This is a genomic window from Candidatus Palauibacter polyketidifaciens, assembly GCF_947581785.1.
Classification (GTDB): Bacteria; Gemmatimonadota; Gemmatimonadetes; order Palauibacterales; family Palauibacteraceae; genus Palauibacter; species Palauibacter polyketidifaciens.
On sequence record NZ_CANPVO010000019.1, the window covers coordinates 53,873 to 72,936 of the forward strand.

Consider the following 19,064-nt stretch of genomic DNA (forward strand, 5'->3'; position numbering starts at 1 on the left):
ACAGCCGACCGCGTAAGCTCAGCAGGAGACGCAGCGGTGGTTGTTCTTCGCCCCCAGACTCTCGAGCAGAGCGATCGTCTCCGGGAACGGCTGCACGCGCTGCACCGGCCCGTTGGCCAGGTCGACGGTCGTCTGGCCGTTGCGGGCCACGAGCGTCACGTCGGCGCCCTGCTCGACGAGATAGAGGATCATCTCGTTGTCGCCGCGCGAGGCGGCGTGGTGGGCGGGCGTGTAGCCGTTGTGGTCGCGCGCGTTCACGTCGGCGCCGAGCTCCTCGACGAGGAACTTCATGGCGGGGAGCCAGCCGTCCGGTATATGGCGGTGGGAATTGCCGGCGAAACCCTGCCCGTAGCCGACGCCGGCCGCCGCATGGATGGGGTGGACGGCCGGACCGCCGACGGGGATCGGGTCGAGACCGGAGTGATCGATGTTGTCTCCGCCGCGGCGGTAACGCCGCTCCGGAACCTTCGCCGTCGGAGTCGCGGCATCGGCACCGTATTCGAGGAGCAGCTTCATGGCTTCGATGTCGAGCGCGTGCGCGGCCCGCCAGAAGGGCGTGGCGCCGGTGCGGTCGACGCCGAGCAGGTCGCGGTTGTACGTCGTGAACCAGAGCGACTTCTTCAGCCGCGGGTTCGGATCGACGCCCGCTTCGAGCAGCGTGCGCATCACGTCGAGGTACGACCACTCCTGCTGGTGCACGTCGGTGGGCTGCGGGTGCCGGGCCTTCGGCGCCCAGTGCATGTTGAGCGCCGCGTAGAGCGGCGTGGCGCCGGCGTCGCTCGCGAGGTTGGGATCGGCGCCGCGCGCGAAGAGTTCCATCGCGAGATCGAAGTGTCCGTTGATCATCGCGATGAGCAGCGGGGTCGTGTCGTCCGCGGCGCTCCGCTGATCGATGTCCGCACCCTTGTCGAGCAGGACCAGCGCCGCGTCGCGATGGCCCTCGCGGGCCGCGAGCAACAGCGCCGTCAACCCACCGTGCGTGCCGACGAGGTCGGCGTAGTTGCCCAGGCAGCCGGAGCAGGTGGGCTCCTCGGGGTCCTCGAGCCGCACGGTCTGGAGGCCGGGGCCGGGGCCGGCGGTGGGCTTGGGGGCGGCTTCGCGCCGTGACGGGGCCGGCGGCGTACGGCCGGCCCGGAGCGCGGCCACGCGGGCATTGCGTTCGCGGCGGTCGAGCTGGTCCCACGCGTCCCGGGCGACGATGTCGAGCACGTACGCGGTGAGCGAGGCGTCGGCCCCCGCGTCGATGAGGGCACTCACCGAGCCGGCGCGGCCCGCCGCCGCGGCGAACATGAGCGGCGTCTGGCCCCATTCAGGCTCCCGGGCGTCCGCATCGGCGCCGTGGCGCAACAGCGCCTCAACCGCCTCCGGCGACCCGGCCGAGGCCGCGAAGTGCAGCGCGGTCGCGCCGGTCGAGGTCGCCGCGTCCGCGTCCGCTCCCGCCTTCAGCAGCGCCCCTACAAGCAGACCGTGTGCCGCCCGGCTCGCTACGTGGAGCGGCGTGTGCCCGCCCAGCCGCGTGCCCGCCTCGAGGTCCGCGCCCGCGTCGATCAGCACCTCGGCCACGTCGAGCCGCCCCTTCATCGCGGCCCAGTGGAGTGCCGTCATGCCGTCGCCCAGGGCGCCGTTCACGTCCTCGCCCGCGACGAGCAGCGACCGCACGGCGTCCAGGTCGCCGCGCATGGCCGCATCGGCCACCGGAGCATCCGGCCCGGTCGGCGACCCGGCCGGCGCCGCCGCCCCCAGCGCGAGCAGCGCCGCGGCCGCGAAGACGATCGATCGCGCGCGCCGCATCAGTCCGCCGCCTCCGCGAAGGAGAACGACCCGGTGCTGTTCCCGAAGCTCGTCATGTCGTCCATCCCGAGCCGATGCATGAGGCTCAACATCACGTTCGCCATCGGCGTCCCCGGCGCGGCCCGCAGGTGCAGGTTGCCCTCCATCCTTCCGTGCGCGCCGCCCACCACGAAGAGCGGGCACCGCTTGTGGTTGTGCACGTTCGGATCCCCCATCGGCGACCCGTAGACGATCATCGTCTTGTCGAGCAGGTGCGTGTCCCCCTCCATCGACTCCTTCAGGCGGTCGAGGAAGTACGGGACGAGCCCGACGTGGTAGCGGTTGATCTGCGCGAAGTCCGTGATGTTGTTCTCGTTGTCACCGTGGTGCGATGCCGGATGGAAGCCGTTGTCGATCCCGCTCTCCGGATAGACCCGCCCCGACGCGTCCCGTCCCATCTTGAACGAGAACACGCGCGTCATGTCCGCCTGGAACGCGAGCGCCTGCAGGTCGAACATCAGCTTCACGTGCTCGTCGAACGAATCGGGCACGCCCGCCGGCGCCTCCGGAAGGTCCCGGTTCTCGCCGGACTCGTTGCGCGCCACGACCCGCTGGATACGGCGCTCGATCTCCCGCACGTTCTCCAGGTAGCGGTCCATGCGCTGCCGGTCGGAAGGATCGAGCCGGCCCTTCAGGCTCGCGACCTCGCCGGTGAGGAAGTCGAGGATGCTGGCGCTCGAGCGCTGCCGCGCCGCACGCGCCTCCGGCGTCCCGCCCGCCCCGAAGAGCTGGTCGAAGGCGACCCGCGGATCCCGGATCATCGGAAGCGGCTGCGTCGGCGACGACCAGCTGATCGTGTCCGTGTAAACGCACGCGTACCCGTACGCGCAGCCCCCCGCCTGGTCGACGTTCTCGATGCAGAGCTGCATGGACGGGATCGGCGTGTCCTGCCCGAACCGGTTCGCGTACAACTGGTCCATCGAGGTTCCCACGAAGACGTCCGAACTCTCCGTCTGTTTCGGATGCGCCTGGGTGAGGAACGTCGCGCTCGACCGGAAGTGGTCGCCCCCGATTTCCTTCGGCTGTCTGGCTTCGGCCGGCTCGACGTCCGTATCGCTGATGATCGTGAGAAGATCCCGGTACGGCTCGAGCGAACTCAACGCGGTCGGCGACAGGTCGAACGCCCGGCCCGTCGCCGCGGGAGACCAGTAGTTCTGCGCCGCCCCGAACCCGCTGCTGCCCGCCGAGCCATGCACCATCTCGATGCAGACGAGCCGCGTCGGATCCGCGACCTCACGCGCCCACAGCCGGCCCGCCGGCACCATCGCGTCGAGGAGCGGCAGAGCGACGGTCGCCCCCGCGCCTCGCAGGAACGTGCGGCGAGAGAGGTGTTTCCCTGTGATGAACTCCATCAGTCCTCCTGGGATCCCTGGCTTTCCGCCCCCATGTCGTCGACCACGGCCTCGGTCCCCTTCAGCCGGAAGGCCGGGCTGTTGACCACGCCGAGGATGAACGCGGACATGCGGTGGTCCTGTTCGGCGGCCTGCCGCGCGATGGACCGCACGGTCGGCATGTCGTAGTAATCGACCCGCCGGCCCAGCGCGTAGGCGAGCAGGTTCTCCGTGAACGCGCGCACGAGCGGCACCGGCCGGGCCAGAAGCGCCGCGCGCAGGTCCGCCGCGCTCGTCACCGGCGTGCCGTCGTAGAGTTCGCCCTGCGCCTCGATCGGCCTTCCGCTGTCCTTGATGCGCCGCGCCCCCGTCCCGTCGAAGTACTCCAGCGCGAGACCGATCGGGTCGATCACGCGGTGGCACGAACGGCAAGCCGGGCTCGCGCGGTGCATCTCCAGCCGCTCCCGCACCGTGAGCAGGCGGCCCTCCTCCGCCTCCGGCGTCGCCTCCAGATCGGAGACATCCGGCGGGGGCGGAGGCGGGGGCGTCCCCAGCAGCACCTCCATCACCCACTTCCCTCGCAGCACCGGAGACGTCCGGCTCGCGTGCGAGGTGAGAGTGAGGACGCTGCCGTGCCCCAGCACGCCGCGGCGCTCCCGTTCAAGGATCTCGATCCTGCGGAAATCCGTTCCCGTCACGCCGGGGATGCCGTAGTGCCGCGCCAGGCGCTCGTTCACGAACGTGTAATCGGCCGTCAGCAGTTCGAGCAGGCTCCGGTCCTCCTGCACCAGCGTGTGGAAGAGGAGTTCCGTCTCGCGGTGCATCGCCTCCTTGAGCTGCTGGTCGAAGTCCGGATAGAGGCGGACGTCGGGGTTCATGCCCTCGAGGTCCTGCAGCCGGAACCACTGTCCCGCGAAACGCGTGGCCAGCGCCTCGGCGCGCGGATCCGCCAGCATGCGGCGCACCTGCACGTCGAGCACCGCCGGGTTGGAGAGCCGACCCTCCGCGGCAACTGCCAGCAGTTCGTCGTCGGGGCCCGTGGCCCAGAGGAAGAAGGAGAGCCGCGAGGCGAGATCGTAGTCGTCCAGCGCGTACACCCCGTCCGCCTCGCGCGCGGGACGTTCCTCGAACCGGAAGACGAAGTGCGGGCTGGCGAGAATCCCCTCCAGCGCGAGCCGGATCCCTTCCTCGAACCCGCCCGCTCCCGCCCCGGCGCGGTACAGGTTCATGAGCGCGGCGACGTTGTCGTCCGTCAGCGGCCGGCGGTAGGCCCTCGTCCCCAGCCGCGAGAGGATCGCTTCCGCACACCGGACCTCCTCCTCGGGCGTGGAGGGACGGCACGAGAACACGCGCTCGCGGCTCGGCGTGGACGACATCCCCGCCGGGGCGAAGGGCCCCGTCACCGCGAGGTCACGCAGGTGCGGCAGCGTCGTGAACCCGTACGCGTCCGTGATGCTCGTGCTCGCAATCGACCAGTCGTGCGGCGACATCAGATCCTGCGACGGCCCCTCGAAGGTGCGGATGAAGGCGGCCGCCACCCGGTGCGGACCCGCCTCGATGAACACGGGATCCGTCCGGAGGTTCACACCGTCGGGATCGGAGACGTGCATCCAGCGGTCGATGTCGAGGAGCGCGACCCGCTCGCCGTCGACCGAGATCTCGATCCGTTCGGGCTCGTCCGTCGTGTGCAGCGCGCCCTTCCCGTTCCCGAACAGGGCGCCGGTCGTCTCGTGATGGAAGGAGACGCGGAAGGCGTACTCCCCGTCGGCCGGGAAGTTGTGGTCCACCGCGACGCCGCCCCGGCTCCCGTACGGCGTGCCCTCGACGTGCTCCGCCTGTGAGGTCCAGCGCGACACCCGGAAGGTGGCCTCGCTCGGCGTGACCTCCGGGTCGCCGATCGCGAGCCGGCTGATCTCGCTCGCCGCGCGCAGATACCCGTCCATCAGCGTCGGGGAGAGCAACTGCACGTCGGCGATGTTGTCGAAGTTCGCGCTCTTCGTATCGAGCGGCAGATAGTCGCCGGCGTCGATGTCCAGGTCGAGGAGATCGTAGATGGAGCGCGAGTACTCGGCCCGGTTCAGGCGCTGGAAGGTCCGCCGTCCGGGGTTCGGGTTCGCCTCCCATGCCGCGTCGAGGCGGGACTCAAGGACGGCCGCGAGCGTGCGCAGGCTGTCAGGGGTCGGCCGGCGGACGCCGACCGGCGGCATCATCCCGGCCCGCAGCTTCCGCACCATCCGCTCCGCGATCACGGCATTGTCGGAGGCCGACGTCACCTCGAAGGTTTCGAGCGACATGCCCCCGCTCACCCGCCTGGGGTTGTGGCAGCGCATGCACGTTCCGGCCACGACCGCCTGGGCCGTTTCGACGGAGAGCGTGTCGACGGAGGGAGCCGATGTCGGCGCGGTCAGCGGTGCGATCGGCTGCGGCCAACTGGCCGGGGGATGTTCGGCACCCCGCGCCCCGTCGGCCTCCTGACCGATGGCTGAACTCGGGAGAACACCCGCTGCAACCAGCAGCAAGAGCGATGTTCGCATGGCCGAAGCCTCTTCCGTGCAACCGCGTCGCGCCTCACGGGGCGCAAGGATACATCAACTGGAAAATGTACCATCGACGCAGATCGCCCGGCCAGCCGGATGCAGCGGGACGGATCAGCCGCAACCGGCCGGAAGAGGGAGGATCTCGAGGGCGGCGGGGCGCTCGAGCGCGTGCACCTGCACGAATTGTCGGCCGAGTTCATCTGTCCGGACGGCTGTGAGCGCCTCCGCCGATATGTCCAGCACGCGAAGGCCTTCGGGCAACCGGACGGTCCCTATCCCCCGACCGGTCTCCGTGAAGACCCGCCACTCCGGACTGCCGGGGCCACCGGGAAGCTGCCAGGACTGGATTCAGATGTACCCCAGTTCGTCGACGATGAGGTCGTTGGCGAACGGGACCCGCTCCGCCATCCCGACCGCTTCCCCCATCACCTCGATCATCCGGGCCGCCTCCGGGACGATCTCGCCGCCCATTGCGCGTCCGGCGGCCGCGACGGACGCCGCAACCCACTGTCCTCTATGTGCCTCCGTCACACGGTCGGCCGGGATGTCGAGGCGCAGTTCACCCCACGGGGTCCCAGTTTGGTCGAAGATCCGTATGACGGGCTCGTCACCCGCGGCGAGCAGAAGGCAGTTGCCGCGGAGGGCGCCCAGGGCTCTCGGCGAGAACAGCGCACCGCGCATCCCGGACATTCCCTCAACGACGAACTGCGAACTGAGGCTCCCCGGAACGCGAGCCAGCGCCTCACGGACCACGCCGCCCTGGTCGAGCCGATGGAAGCCGACCGTGTCCCGGCCCACGCCGCCGGGATCCGCGGCGACCATGCGATCCCCCTCGCGGGCGTACCACCTGCCGTCCGTGAATCGTCCAACTTCGCCAATTCGCCGGGCCGCGCCTGTACGGCTCAGCCTGGTGTCCTCCGACAGCGATCCGTCGAACGTCCATTCCGACAGCCGTTGGTGTTCGCCATCGAAGGCGACAACCCGCCCCTCCCCACCCGCCACAATACCTGCCAACCTCCGGAATTCCCCGGGACCATTGCCCGCCCGCCCCATCGTGACCATGACGCTCCCATCGGCGGCAAGCACGGTGATCGTCGCCAAGGTCCGATCCGCTACGGCGATGCTTTCATTCGGCCCCCAGACCACGCCGACGACGGCGGAGAACTCGCTATCCGGCTCTCCCTCCAGCCACCCGTAAACGCGCTCGGGCTGCGAATCCACAATCCAGTAGGAGGCGACACCCGCAGCGTCCTGGGCGACGGCTTCGCCTTGAATCGTGGCCGATGCCGCAGCCAGCAGAAGCTGGGCCACGCGCGGGAAGGTCCTTCCGGCTCGCATACGCTAGGCGATGCCCTGCTTCGGCCGAGCGGATGCCCAATCGCGTTTGCGGAACCGGAGAGCGACGGCGGCGCAGACGAAGGAGGCGGACCACGCCCAGTAGCCAGGACCCAGATACCCGGGTCCGCCCCCGCCATCGGCCATGATCGTCGGAGGCCATCCGAGACTGAGAGCGCCGAAACCGAGCGCCCCGACGCCCATGGATCCAAGCAGCGGCCACGGCATCTTCCACCGGCGGGAGCGCCACAGCACCGGCAGGGTCATCAGCATGGGAGAATTGAGGATCAGCACGAGCAGCGGCGGTCCGAGTTCGCCTTCCCGAAAGACGCGGACGAAGAACTCGTATCCGTAGGCTGTAAAATCCACGACGCCGCCCGACGGGCTGACCACTCCGGAGGTCACCAGAGTCGGAAGGAGAAACGAGGCCGCGTACAGGGCCCACGCCGCCCACAGAACGCGCCGCCACCGGGGCTGTCCCGCCCTCGCGAACTCGCTCGATATCATCTTCGGTTGGCCCAGTCCTTCGCGAGCGATGGCCAGCGCCTCGGCCGGGGCCAAGACCGGATTCAGCTCGAGTTCGAGGCTGACGCGGGCGCGGAGGTGATCTTCGAGTTCATCCAGTTCCCGAGCCGAGAGCGAGGAACTCCGTTCGACCGTCGTACGCCAGTTCCGGATTCCCCCTTCCAGTTCAAGGACTCGTCGCGCTTGAGGGTCGTTGGTATTCACAGTTGGGCGATACTCTTGTCCGACTGGACGGATGCCCAATCTCGCTTGCGACGCCAGAGGGCCGTGGCGACTACGAGGAACGATGCAGACCATAGCCAGAAGCCGACGTCCGGATAAAATCCCATGCCTCCGTCAATGACCCGGAGAACACCGATACCGAACGGCAATGCGCCCGTCGCGCCCACGAGCCACGCCCACCACAGCTTCCGCGACGGACGCGGGCGGCGCAGCGCGGGAAGGGTCAGCAGCATGATCAGATTGGTGAGCCAAAACATGACGTGCCCACCCGCAGGAAGTTGCATCAACAGCTCGTACCCGTAGATCGTCGAATCGGCATCGGGTCGGGACGGGATACCACCCGGAATCCCCCAGGCGGGGAGGAGAAACGATGCCGCGTAGAGAGCCCAGCCCGTCAGAAAGAGGCGACGCCAACGGGGCCGTCCCGCCTTGGCAAATTCTCGGGAAATCGCCTTGGGCTCGCCGAGTTCGGACACAGCGGTCGTGAACGCCTTCGCGGGTGGCAGCGCGGGGTTCAGGTCCAGTTCGAGACTGACGCGGGCGCGGAGATGATCTTCGAGTTCATCCAGTTCACGGGCCGACAGCGACGATCCCCGCTCAAGCTTCATCCGCCAGTTCCGGACTTCCGTGTCCAGTTCAAACACGACTACGCCGACCTAAGCGAGCGTCTTCTTCAGGCGGGCGGAGGCCCAGCCGCGGTGGCGGCGCCACAGGGCGACGGAGGCGAGTATGAAGGAGGCGGCCCACGCCCAATAGCCGAAACGCAACGCGGCCAGCGCACCCGGACCGTCCGAGATGATCGCGGCCGCGCCGAGTCCGAGAGCCGACAAACCGATGACTCCCAGGATCCCCGCGAGCCACGTGCCCTTTAGTCGAGGCTTGCGCCAAATGAGAGGCAGCATCAGGAGCATCGGCAGGTTCAAGGGCAGCGCCTCGATGTCGGCAAGGAACTCGTACCCGCGCGGTACCCAGGCTTCGAAACCCCACGACGCCGGAAGCAGTTCCAGGTGGAGCACCGGCAGCAGTAGCGAAGCCGAGTAAAGGGCAAGAGCACCGGCAAGCAGAGGCTTCCATCGGGGTCGCCCGGCCCGGGCGAACTCCCTGGAGAGCGCCTTCGGTTCCCCCAGGTCTCGCCGGGCGGTGGCGAAGGCTTCCGTCGGGGCCAGGGTGGCGTCCAACTCCAGTTCCAGGTCGACCCGGGCGCGCAGGTGATCTTCGAGTTCATCCAGTTCGCGAGGCGAGAGGGACGACCTGCGATCCAGTGCGGTCCGCCACCGTCGGACTTCATTCTCGAACTCAAACATGGCTGCCTCCCCAGGACATCTGGAGCGCTCCGTACACGGCCCGCCAGCTCTCTCGATCGGTTGAGAGCTGTCGCTTCCCGCGGCCCGTCAACCGGTAGTACTTGCGACGCCGTCCCGCGTCGGTGAGTTGCCAGCGGCCCTTGATGAGTCCGTCGCGCTCCAGCCGGTGAAGCACGGGGTAGAGCATCCCGTCGGACCACTCGAGTTCACCGCCGGAGAGCAGCTGGACCTGCTTGAGAATCTCGTACCCGTACGTCTCTCCACCCGCGAGGATGGAGAGCACCATCGGGCGCGATGACGCGGCCACCAGCTCCTTGTAGACCGGCTTCTTCATCCGGACACTCCTCATATCTGGAACCAGGAACCAGATACCATGAGACATTATGTACCTTGCACTGAAAGGTATAGGGTCAGCGGTTTCGTGCAAGGGGGAGCTTCACGCATGAATTTCAATCGGGCGTCCCGCGGGAACGTCGGGCGGGTGCCGTCAGCGCGTCGGGAGCGGGATGGACGCCACGGACGAGCGATCGAATTCATCCCGCGACACGCCCCAGATCCGGGAAGACGTGAAGCGAAGGGCGTCGAAGCGGTCCGGGAGTCGCACGTCGCGCGCGGCGCCATCGGGCTCGATGCGCAGCCACACGGGGCCGCCGCTCAAACCGCCCGCATCGAGATCGAGGGGGCGCAGCCACATCGTCCCGTCCTCACTGCAGCGAAGATCCACATAACGCGGGAGGTAGCTCGCGAGTTCGCGCGGCGTCCCCTGCACCATATCGGCCATCCGATTCACGAGCCGAAGGCTGTCCTCCGGGGTAAGCCGGGTTGCGACGTCTCCCGTCAGCTCGGCCTGCCTGAGCGCGAACACGGCTCCGGCGAACTGTCGAGGCGTGACCTCGGTGAAGGGCACGGGCGGAAGGTCGATGGGGTCCACCTCGGCGCCGGATCCGTCGAACCCGCGCAGTTGATTCCGGACCCGATCGTACACGCGCACGAGACTCTCGCCGCACGGAGCCCACAGCCGGTACCACAGGGGAAAGCCGCCGTCGCTCTGGATGAAGTCTCCGGACGGATCGTCCAGGACATCGCCGAGCGCCACGAGGGTTCGCGCCCCGCCCGTCTCCGGATCCACGGCGACCAGGTCCGCCCCCAGGAGCCCGTAACGGAACTGAAGCACGCCCCCGTCCATCGTCGCGGTCGAGTGGGGCACGATGACCTCGTCGCCGAGGCGTGCCGTCCGCACCGAGGGGTCCAGCATGCTCATGCCGCTCCGCACGCTGCCTCGGGGCACCGACGTGGACACGAGCGAGAACTGCTCCGCGTCGCTGGGCCGCGAGATCCGGATCAGCGCATGGTGCAGGAGGTCGAGAACCCACGCCTCGCCCCCCCATCCTCCCGCGACGAAGGCCGAGGGCATCGGAAATTCGTCAGGGCCCCCTCCGGCCGATCCGTGAGCGCCGAGGGGCTCGCCACCCGCCCCGAATCCCATGAAGTACGGCTCCTGCGAATTCAGCACCCAGACGGAGCCGTCGCCCAGAACTTCGAGGTCCCGAACCACCGCGAGCGAGTCCGAGGTCCCCAGCACCTCGATGGCCGACGCCGAGAGCTCAATCGCGGGGGACGATGGATCGCCGTCTGCGTCGGCGCCATCGGCGCATGCGACGAGTGCTGTTCCGTACAGCAATGCCGCAGCGCGCCCGCACGCTCGGACAATCGGCCTCAACCGGGCCAACTCAAACATTCCGTGCTCTCCTTGTCTCCGAGCGGATGGGGGCCCACGCGCGGCTGCGAAGCAGGAGGGCCGCCGCCACGAGCACATGCGCCGCGGACCATGCCCAATACCCGAGGCCGAGATAGGGAAAAACCGTGATCTCACCAGCGCTGGTGACGGCTGGTCCGTCCAGGAGGCTGGCCACGCCGAATCCGAGGGCCGAGACGCCAAACGCGCCGATGGTCCAGGTGAGCCATCGCACTCTCGATCGCCATGAATACAGGAGGGCCGGCAGGGGCATGGCCATGGCCAGAGTGGGGATCAGAGGGAGAATCCAGCCGTCCACGAGCGCCTGGGGCAACCACTCGTGAGCGGGGGCCGACCACGGCACTTCATTGTACGCCGTTTGAAGGGCCGCGGGCCCGGAAATCGGCAAAAAAAGCGACACTCCATACGTCGCGCATCCCGCCAGCAGCAGATATCGCCACCAAGGCCGGCCGGCCTTGGTGAACTCCTTTGCGAGCGCCGCCGGTGCCCCCAGACCCTCGCGGGCGATCACCAACGCCGGGTAGGGAGTGAGCGTCGCGTTGAGTTCCAACTCCAGGTCGACGCGCGCACGCAGGTGATCCTCGAGTTCGTCCAGTTCGCGGGGCGAAAGAGACGACCTGCGTTCGAGACGCCTGCGCCAACTCGCGATCCCGGTCTCCAGCTCAAACACGGCTCTTCATTCGAACCCCGGTTTTCGGCGACTCATACCACGAAGTACAAGGTACATTGAGATACAAGGTATACGTAATCGGAGAATCCGGCAAGGGCTTCGTACCGGTCAGGGGGCGATCGAACTGCCGTCCTGGTTCAGAGACCGGGGTCGATCAGAACCTTGCCGAGGGGGCCGGATTCCACGGCCTCGTGGGCGGCGACGATGTTCTCGAGCGCGAAGCGCTCCGCGACCGTGTGGCGCAGTTCACCCTCGGTCAGCCACCTCGTGAGGTCTTCCACCGCCTTCCGCTTCGCGTCCTCGGGCATGAGGAAGACGAGTTCGAAGCGCACCGTGAGGTTCTTGTAGAGGAGTGTGTAGAACGGGACGGACGGCTCGGGTTCGCCCTCCGAGGCGTAGGCGGAGATCACCCCGTTGGCCTTCAACATCGCGATCGAGGCCTCGAGATTCCCGCCCATCTCGACCTCGACGATCCGGTCCACGCCCTCTCCGTCGGTCAGTTCCGCGACGCGGGCCGCGACATCCTCCTCACGATAGTTGATGACGGTGTCCGCCCCCGCCGCCCGCGCGATCCTCGTCTTCTCGTCCGCACTCACGGTGGAGAGGACGCGTGCGCCTCCCAGCCGGGCGCACTGGATCGCATAGGCGCCGACCGCACCCGCGCCGCCGGTCACGAGCACGGTCTGCCCCTCGACGGGACCGTCGCCGTACACGCAGCGATGCGCGGTCAGGGCGGGGATGCCGAGACACGCGCCGTCGGTGAACGTCGCGTTCGGGGGGAGCGGGACGGCCCGGGACTCGGGAACGGTGGCGAACTCCGCCGCGGTACCGAGGTTCCGCCCCCACTGCGCCTCGTAGATCCACACGCGGTTGCCGAGCCTGCCGGAATCGACGCCTTCCCCCACCTGGTCGATGACTCCGGCGCCGTCGAAGTGCGGCACGATGAGCGTGGAGGCGAGCGCGCCGCGGCCGCCGGCACGCCGCTTCACGTCGACCGGGTTGATTCCGGAGGCGCGTACGCGGACCCGAACCTCGCCGGGGCCGGGCGCCGGCGTCTCCTGTTCACCTACCTCCAGCACGTCGCCCGCGGATCCCGGTTTCGTGTACCATGCTGCTCGCATGTCGTCGTTCTCCCGCTATTCGCCGCTGGGGTCGCTGTTCGCGTCCACGCTGGAACCGAGGCCCTCGGTGTGTCCGTCCACCGGGAGCGCCTGCCCTGATATCTTCGCTCCCGCGTCCGACGTAAGGAAGAGGACGAGCGCGGCCACGTCCTCGGCGTCGACGAAGCGCCGGAGCGAAATCTGCCGCAGCCAGTCCTGCCGGACCGCCTCTTCGGACACCCCCCGGGTCGCAGCCTGGGCGGCGATCACGCGGTCGATGCGGCCGCCGCGGACGCTGCCCGGGCAGATCGCGTTCACGCGGATCCCGGCCGGACCCAGCTCCATGGCCAGGGTGCGGGTGAAGCCGATCACGCCCCACTTCGCCGTGGCGTAGGGACTCCGCAGCGGATAGCCGTGGAGTCCGGCGGTCGAGGAGAGGTTCACGATCGATCCGCCCCCCGCCCGCCGCAGGGCCGGGACGGCGGCCCGGACGCAGAGGAACATGCCGTCGAGGTTGACGGCCAGCGTCTGCCGCCAGCCATCGAGATCGAGCGTCTCGACGGGTCCGGTGGGACCCGCCGTCCCGGCGTTGTTCACGAGCACGTCGAGGCCCCCGAGCCGCGCGACCGCCTCCGCGAACAGCCGCTCCACGTCCGCCTCCACGCCGACGTCCGCCACCGTCCCCGCGAGATCGCCCTCCGCCGAACGCAGGAAGTCTTCGAGCGCGCGGGCCTCCCGGTCGCAGACGTGCACCCGCGCCCCCTGGCCGAGATAGGCCGATGCAATCGCCCGGCCGATCCCCGCCCCGGCGCCGGTGACGACGACTCGCCGGCCCTGATGCACGGGCACTTGGCTCAACCTCCGTCGCCGGCCGGTTCGTAGCCATGTTCCTCCGTGGGGTAGCTTCCCGCCCGCACCTCCTGGGCGTAATCGGCGACGGCCTCCCGCGTGGCTCTTCCGAGTTCGGCGTACCGTTTCAGGAAGCGCGGGCTGAACCCTTCGTTCAGGCCGAGCATGTCATGCAGCACGAGCACCTGCCCGTCGCAGTCCGGTCCAGCGCCGATCCCGATCGTCGGTACGGAGACGACTTCCGTCACCCGCCGCGCCAACGAGGTCGGTATCAGTTCGAGAACGATGGCGAAGGCGCCCACCTCCTCCAGGGCGACGGCGTCGTCCTCCAGAAACATCGCCGCGTCCTCATCCATCCCCTGAATCCGGGGTCCCCCCAACGCGTGCACGGCCTGCGGCGTGAACCCGAGGTGGCCCACCACGGGGATCCCCGCCCCGACGATCGCCTCCACCGTATCGAGGACCTCGGACCCGCCCTCGAGCTTCACGGCACCCGCCCCGGTGTGCTTGAGGATGTTCCCGGCGTTACGCACCGCCTCCTCGATCGAGACCTGGTAGCTGAGGAACGGCATGTCGACGACGACGAGGGCGCGGGATGCGCCCCGTGCTACGATGCGGCCGTGGTAGGTCATTTGCTCCATCGTGGCGGAGAGCGTCGTCTCCTCTCCGCACAGGACGCTCGCCAGGGAGTCGCCGACGAGAATCAGGTCCGCCCCCGCCGCGTCCACGAGCGATGCGAAGAGCGCATCGTAGGCGGTGATGGCGACGATCTTCTCTCCGCGCGATTTCATCGCCACGACGTCAAACGTCGTCAGCTTCCGCTTCGCGGAGCCTTCGCCCCGCACGTTCATGGTTCGCGTCATGGTGTCATCCTCGCGTCATCCTCCGGTCAGCTCGTTGCGCCGGGGTCGGGCGGAAACCGCGTCCGGCCCGTCTCTGCGTCCGTGACCCGGATCGCACTCACGGGACAGTTCGCCGCCGCCTCGAGGACGCGCGCCGCCGGGTCGCCCCCCGCATCGACGACCGTCGACTGGCGGTGCTCGTTGTGCGCGAACACGCGCGGCGCGGTGGCCACGCACATCGCGTTGCCGACGCAGATCCCGTGGTCGACCTCGATCCTCACCATGCAGCTCTCACCCTGGGACGCTCCATGCGACGGGCATGGATTCGATGGAACGGAACTGGATGCTCGGCTGGTAGCGCAGTTCATCCGTCTCGAGTGCGAACCGCTGGAAGCGGCGCGCCAGCCCCCGGAAGACCTCCTGTCCCTCGATGCGCGCGAGCGCGACCCCGAGGCAGTAATGGATTCCCGACCCGAAGGAGAGGTGCGGGTTCGGCTGGCGCCCGATATCGAACCGGTCCGGGTCCTCGAACACGGACGGATCCCGGTTCGCCGCCGCGATGATCCAGCGGATCCGCTCGCCGGGCGAGAGCGTCTTTCCACACAGTTCGGCCTCCTGCGCGACGATGCGCTGGGTCGACTTCACCGGCGGGTCGAAGCGGAGACACTCCTCGGCAGCCGTCCGCGCGAATCGGTCGGGGTCCGCCCGGAGCCTGTCCCACTGCGCCGGATGCTCGATGAAGGCGCGGAGACCGTTACAGATCAGGTTCATCGTCGTCTCGTGTCCCGCGAACAGCATCAGTCCGGTGTTCACGAGCACCTGGTGCCGCGTGAAGACGCCGCCGGTCTCCCCCTGCGCCAGCGCCGAGATCAGGTCATCTCCCGGATTCCCGATCCGCTCCTCGACGAAGGGGCGGGCGTACTCCACGATGCCGCGAATCCCCTCCGTCAGGGGCCGCAGCCGGTCGGGTTCCCCGCGATTCAGGTGCAGGATGCTGTCCGCGAGCCCCCGAAGCGTGTCCATGTCCTCGCGGGGGACGCCCATCAGCCGCGCGATGATCCGCACGGGGAGCGGCGCCGCCAGGTCGGTGACGACGTTCATCCGTCCCCTGGGCCACAACTCGTCGAGGAGTTCGTCCACCGCCCGGCGCACGAAGGGACGCCAGCCTTCCATCGCCGTGGGGGTGAAGAAGGAATGGACCGTCTTCCGCTGTTCGAGGTGTTCGGGACGGTCCTGCTCTACGAGTTGGTCGGCGCGGAACGCTTTGACCTCGTCGAACAGGGGCGCGTCCTCGGGCAGCACCGGCGGGTACGGCGGCCCCTCCACGCCCCGGATCACGGCGGAGGAGAAGAGTTCGTGGTGTCGGAGGATCCAGACGACGGGATCGTACCCCGTCACGACCCACAGCCCGAACTTCTCATTCCAGTGGACGGGATCCCGCTCGCGCAGCCGGGCGAACGAGGCGTACGGGCGCGCGATCACCTCCTCCGCGAAGAGGTCGTCGAGATCCGCCGGCGGGCCGGCGGCCCTGGCGGCCCGTGACGGCCTGCTAGGGGGAGAACCGGTAGACGACGGGCAACCGGTCGACATCCGTGACGCTCGAATCCGTGTGGTGGTAGATGAGCTGACGTCCGGTTCCGCAGTCGCCGAAGGCGTCGCAGGAGATCGTGCCGATCAGGCCCTCGATCCCATGGGCTCCGATCCGCGCGCGCAGCGCGGCGCGGTCGACGTAGAGCCGTCCGCCCTCCTCCACCGCGACGGCGCCGATGGCGTCGAGCAGGAACGTCGTCGCGTCGTAGGCGAGCGCCCAGTAGGGGGTCGAGGGATGCTCGCCGTACTCGGCATCGTACGCCGCAATGACGGTCTCGGCGCTCTTCCCGGTCACCGCGTTGACGTTGCCGCGATAATCCGACTGGGGGCCGGCGAAGTAGATCCCCTCGGACTGCGGTTCCGCCAGAAACTCCGAGACAAGGAGGGCCGCGCCGGAGATCAGCGTCACACCCTCCAGACCGTCGAACCTGCGCGCCTGCGCCGCGAACGGCGAACCTTCGGGGACGAAGAGCGGGAAGAAGATGCCGTCCGGCCCGGCGCCGGCGAACTCCGAGAGCACGGACGTCATGTCCGTCTGCCCCTTCGCGATTCCGGTGACGACGGGGACCTCCCCGCCGACCGCGCGAAACGCATCCGCGAAGGCGTTCGTCAGCGCCGTCGTGTAGGGATCCCCGTCGTGCAGCGTGACGATCCGCCGGAGGCCGAGGTGATTGTAGGCGTAGTCCGCCACGGCCCGCGCCTGGTAGAGGTCGTTGTTGGCGACGCGGAAGTAGCCGGGGTGGTGGTCCGGGTTCGGGTTGCCCGCCAAATCCGAGGTCAGCAGCGGCGAAGTGGTGCTCGGCGCGATCATCACGAAGCCTTCCTGGCTGATCACCGGGGAGGCGGCCACGGCGGCGGCGGAACATGAGGTCCCAATGACGCCCACGACCTGCGGATCGGCGACGATCTCCCGGGCGCCGGACCGCCCGCCGTCGGGAGAGCACCGGGAGTCCACCGTGTCGCCGAGGTCGACGGTGCGGCCGAGGACCGTGCCCACGTCGCGGACGGCAAGCTCCACGCCGCGCCGGGCGGCGACCCCGAGCGATGGCGCCCCGGTCATCGCCAGCAGGGAACGGATCCGCACCGACTCGCCGCGCAGGATCGTCACGGTTCCCAGCGGTCCCGGCTCGAAGCTCGACGGCCCGGTGCTTCCATCGCACGAGACCGCCAGGACGGCCGCCAGCACCACGATCCCGGTATGTCGAACGGTACCCCACCCTGCGCGCATAATCACTCCCCCTCGTGACAGTTCGTATGCTCCGCCGCAAGCTACGCACAGGTCTTGGCGCCTCCAAGACGCCACGGCGGCTGGGCCGCCCGTGGCAAACTCCGCGTCGGCGCCGACCGCGGACACGACCGACAGGACGGTCGACGCTCGAAAGGGATCGCGATGATACGAAACCGGCTTCCGCCGATGGCCGCGCTTCTGCTCGCATGCGCCTGCGAAGAGGCGGGCGTCCCGGGCTCTTCCGTTCCGATTCCCATCGAGGAGTTGACCCGCGGGGCCTGGTCTCCGCCCGCCATGCTCCCGAACGACCGCTTTCTCCCCACGTCCGAGGCGGGGCCTGCCCGGCGTCCCTTCTCCGGCGCCATCACGCTCGTCGGGGCAGAGATGGAGACGGAGCCCGCGGAACTCGATCCGCGCCGGATGATGGGTCGCGATACGAAGCGCTTCCCGGACGTGTCGCTCGGATTCGTGGCGGAGGGCGGCGACCTGATCCCGTGGAATCGGAACCTCGTCGTGTCCGGCACCCGCAGCGAAGCCGGGAGCTATTGGGATGTGCTGGTCGGGCCCGGGACCGTCTGGGCCGAGCCGGGCGAAGCATGGTCGCGGGCGGCGTTTCCGCTGCAACTCGCGAGTTCCGTGGAGAACGAGACGTACAACGGGGTCGCGACCTTCGCCTTCAACGACCGGGAGGTGTCTGGCGTCCGCTTCCAGACCGTGACCCAGGGGCGGCCCTACTTCCTCGTCCAGCGGCGGCTGATGTGGGGCCAGCTCGACGCCGAGTACACGCGGGGCCCGGCGCCCGCGGGGGTGATCCAGGCCTTCGCCGCCGAGAAGGCGGGGCGTCTGCCCGCGCGCCCGATCTCCGACCTGCGCCCGCGGGCGGGAGACGCCGCGTTCGACGCCATGCACGGGGAGATGAATGTCGAGAACATGGTCACCGCGGCCTTTCTCGTGCGCGACACCCTCTACGTCTCCGACTGTCCCACGCCGTTCGGGGAGCTTCCCTTCTGCCCGGAGCAGCGCTTCGGGATCTGGTCCGTGACGAAGTCCACCGGCAACACGGTGGCCGCCCTCCGTCTCGCGCAGCGTTACGGCCGGGAGGTGCTCGAGGAGCGCGTGGCCGACCACCTGAACGTCACGGCGGAACACGACGGCTGGGAGGACGTGCGTTTCCGCGATGTCCTCAACATGGCCACCGGCGTGGGAGAAGGATCGACGCGGACCGAGCCCAACAGCACGGGCGACGGCTATCTGATCGGCTACGACGACTGGTACGCGGCGATCTCCCGCGACGAGCGGATCCGACAGGTCTTCCGCGCTTCGAACCACCCCTGGGGACCGGGAGAGGTCGTCCGCTACCGCGACCAGGACGCGTTCCTCATCGGCGCGGCGATGGACGCCTACCTCAAGCATCGGGCCGGTCCGGAGGCGGACCTGTGGCAGATGCTGGAGGATGAGGTCTACCGGCCCATCGGCGTGCCGCACGCACCGACCAACCGGCTCGTCGAGGCGGACGGCTCGCTCACGCTGCCGCAGATGTCGCAGGGCTATTACCCGACGGTGGACGATCTCGCGAAGATCGCCCGCCTCTTCCAGAACGGCGGCGTGCACGAGGGCGAGCCTCTGCTGCACCCCGAGTTGACGGCCGAGGTGATGTACCGGACGGACGCGCGGGGGATCGCCTTCGGCCCGCCCGTCGAGATCGGGCAGCCCAGCTACTACCTCGCGGTCTGGCACCAGAACTACGTCGGCGAAGGGGGCTGCGTCGTCGACCTCCCGCGCATGTCGGGGTGGGGCGGGCACCGCGTCGTCCTCTTCCCCAACGGCACCGTCGCGATCCGGATCTCGAAGGTCACGGGGAGCGAGGCCTCACCGGTGGACGGCCTGGCCGCGGTGGCCGACCGCCTGGCGCCGTTCTGTCCCTGACCGGGCCGAGGCCGCGACC

Annotated in this window: 18 protein-coding genes; 1 reads left to right on the top strand and 17 read right to left on the bottom strand. The window is 69.0% G+C overall.

The genetic code is table 11. The features are described 5' to 3' along the window. Positions 1–18: 18 nt before the first annotated feature. From RN729_RS06130 to RN729_RS06210, 17 genes are all read right to left on the bottom strand, one after another. Positions 19–1,791: an ankyrin repeat domain-containing protein gene (locus RN729_RS06130; RefSeq protein WP_310782797.1), complete on the bottom strand. Its 1,773-nt coding sequence runs from the start codon at positions 1,789–1,791 to the stop codon at positions 19–21. Continuing rightward, positions 1,791–3,182 (bottom strand): DUF1552 domain-containing protein, encoded by a 1,392-nt coding sequence (locus RN729_RS06135; RefSeq protein ID WP_310782798.1) that lies wholly within the window; start codon positions 3,180–3,182, stop codon positions 1,791–1,793. Before RN729_RS06135 ends, RN729_RS06130 begins: the two co-directional genes overlap by 1 nt. Further along, a complete protein-coding gene (locus RN729_RS06140; protein ID WP_310782799.1) occupies positions 3,182–5,695 on the bottom strand; it encodes a DUF1592 domain-containing protein in 2,514 nt (837 codons plus the stop codon). The genes RN729_RS06135 and RN729_RS06140 overlap by 1 nt, the downstream gene beginning before the upstream one ends. A gap of 114 nt (positions 5,696–5,809) precedes the next feature. Continuing rightward, positions 5,810–5,941 carry a hypothetical protein gene (locus RN729_RS06145; protein ID WP_310782800.1) on the bottom strand — a complete coding sequence of 44 codons (132 nt, stop codon included), beginning with the start codon at positions 5,939–5,941 and terminating at the stop codon, positions 5,810–5,812. 105 nt (positions 5,942–6,046) lie between these two features. Continuing rightward, positions 6,047–7,009, bottom strand: coding sequence for a hypothetical protein (locus RN729_RS06150; protein WP_310782801.1), 963 nt, complete (start codon positions 7,007–7,009; stop codon positions 6,047–6,049). 30 nt (positions 7,010–7,039) lie between these two features. Beyond that, positions 7,040–7,762 carry a hypothetical protein gene (locus tag RN729_RS06155; RefSeq protein WP_310782802.1) on the bottom strand — a complete coding sequence of 241 codons (723 nt, stop codon included), beginning with the start codon at positions 7,760–7,762 and terminating at the stop codon, positions 7,040–7,042. Continuing rightward, on the bottom strand, positions 7,759–8,424 hold the full coding sequence (locus RN729_RS06160) for a hypothetical protein (protein ID WP_310782803.1): 666 nt from the start codon (positions 8,422–8,424) through the stop codon (positions 7,759–7,761). Before RN729_RS06160 ends, RN729_RS06155 begins: the two co-directional genes overlap by 4 nt. 12 nt (positions 8,425–8,436) lie before the next feature. Then, positions 8,437–9,084 (bottom strand): hypothetical protein, encoded by a 648-nt coding sequence (locus RN729_RS06165; protein WP_310782804.1) that lies wholly within the window; start codon positions 9,082–9,084, stop codon positions 8,437–8,439. Continuing rightward, positions 9,077–9,418, bottom strand: coding sequence for a helix-turn-helix transcriptional regulator (locus tag RN729_RS06170; RefSeq protein ID WP_310754722.1), 342 nt, complete (start codon positions 9,416–9,418; stop codon positions 9,077–9,079). Before RN729_RS06170 ends, RN729_RS06165 begins: the two co-directional genes overlap by 8 nt. Before the next feature lie 153 nt (positions 9,419–9,571). Next, positions 9,572–10,765: a hypothetical protein gene (locus RN729_RS06175; protein WP_310782805.1), complete on the bottom strand. Its 1,194-nt coding sequence runs from the start codon at positions 10,763–10,765 to the stop codon at positions 9,572–9,574. A 49-nt stretch (positions 10,766–10,814) separates the two neighbouring features. Beyond that, entirely contained in the window at positions 10,815–11,510 is a 696-nt protein-coding gene (locus RN729_RS06180; protein WP_310782806.1) for a hypothetical protein, read from the bottom strand. Positions 11,511–11,647: 137 nt separating this feature from the next. Beyond that, the gene (locus RN729_RS06185; RefSeq protein ID WP_310782807.1) at positions 11,648–12,631 is read right to left on the bottom strand and encodes an NADPH:quinone reductase; all 984 of its coding nucleotides are present in this window, start codon (positions 12,629–12,631) and stop codon (positions 11,648–11,650) included. A 15-nt stretch (positions 12,632–12,646) separates the two neighbouring features. Then, the gene (locus RN729_RS06190; RefSeq protein ID WP_310782808.1) at positions 12,647–13,459 is read right to left on the bottom strand and encodes an SDR family oxidoreductase; all 813 of its coding nucleotides are present in this window, start codon (positions 13,457–13,459) and stop codon (positions 12,647–12,649) included. A gap of 5 nt (positions 13,460–13,464) precedes the next feature. Beyond that, positions 13,465–14,322 (bottom strand): 3-methyl-2-oxobutanoate hydroxymethyltransferase, encoded by an 858-nt coding sequence (panB, locus tag RN729_RS06195; RefSeq protein ID WP_310782809.1) that lies wholly within the window; start codon positions 14,320–14,322, stop codon positions 13,465–13,467. Between the two features lie 26 nt (positions 14,323–14,348). Next, positions 14,349–14,585 carry a ferredoxin gene (locus tag RN729_RS06200; protein ID WP_310782810.1) on the bottom strand — a complete coding sequence of 79 codons (237 nt, stop codon included), beginning with the start codon at positions 14,583–14,585 and terminating at the stop codon, positions 14,349–14,351. A gap of 7 nt (positions 14,586–14,592) precedes the next feature. Then, complete coding sequence (locus RN729_RS06205) at positions 14,593–15,783, bottom strand: cytochrome P450 (protein ID WP_310782811.1); 1,191 nt, start codon at positions 15,781–15,783, stop codon at positions 14,593–14,595. 67 nt (positions 15,784–15,850) lie between these two features. Then, positions 15,851–17,077: a branched-chain amino acid ABC transporter substrate-binding protein gene (locus RN729_RS06210; protein WP_310782812.1), complete on the bottom strand. Its 1,227-nt coding sequence runs from the start codon at positions 17,075–17,077 to the stop codon at positions 15,851–15,853. A gap of 228 nt (positions 17,078–17,305) precedes the next feature. Between RN729_RS06210 and RN729_RS06215 the strand changes: the two genes are divergently transcribed. Beyond that, on the top strand, positions 17,306–19,045 hold the full coding sequence (locus RN729_RS06215) for a serine hydrolase domain-containing protein (RefSeq protein WP_310782813.1): 1,740 nt from the start codon (positions 17,306–17,308) through the stop codon (positions 19,043–19,045). Positions 19,046–19,064: the final 19 nt, after the last annotated feature.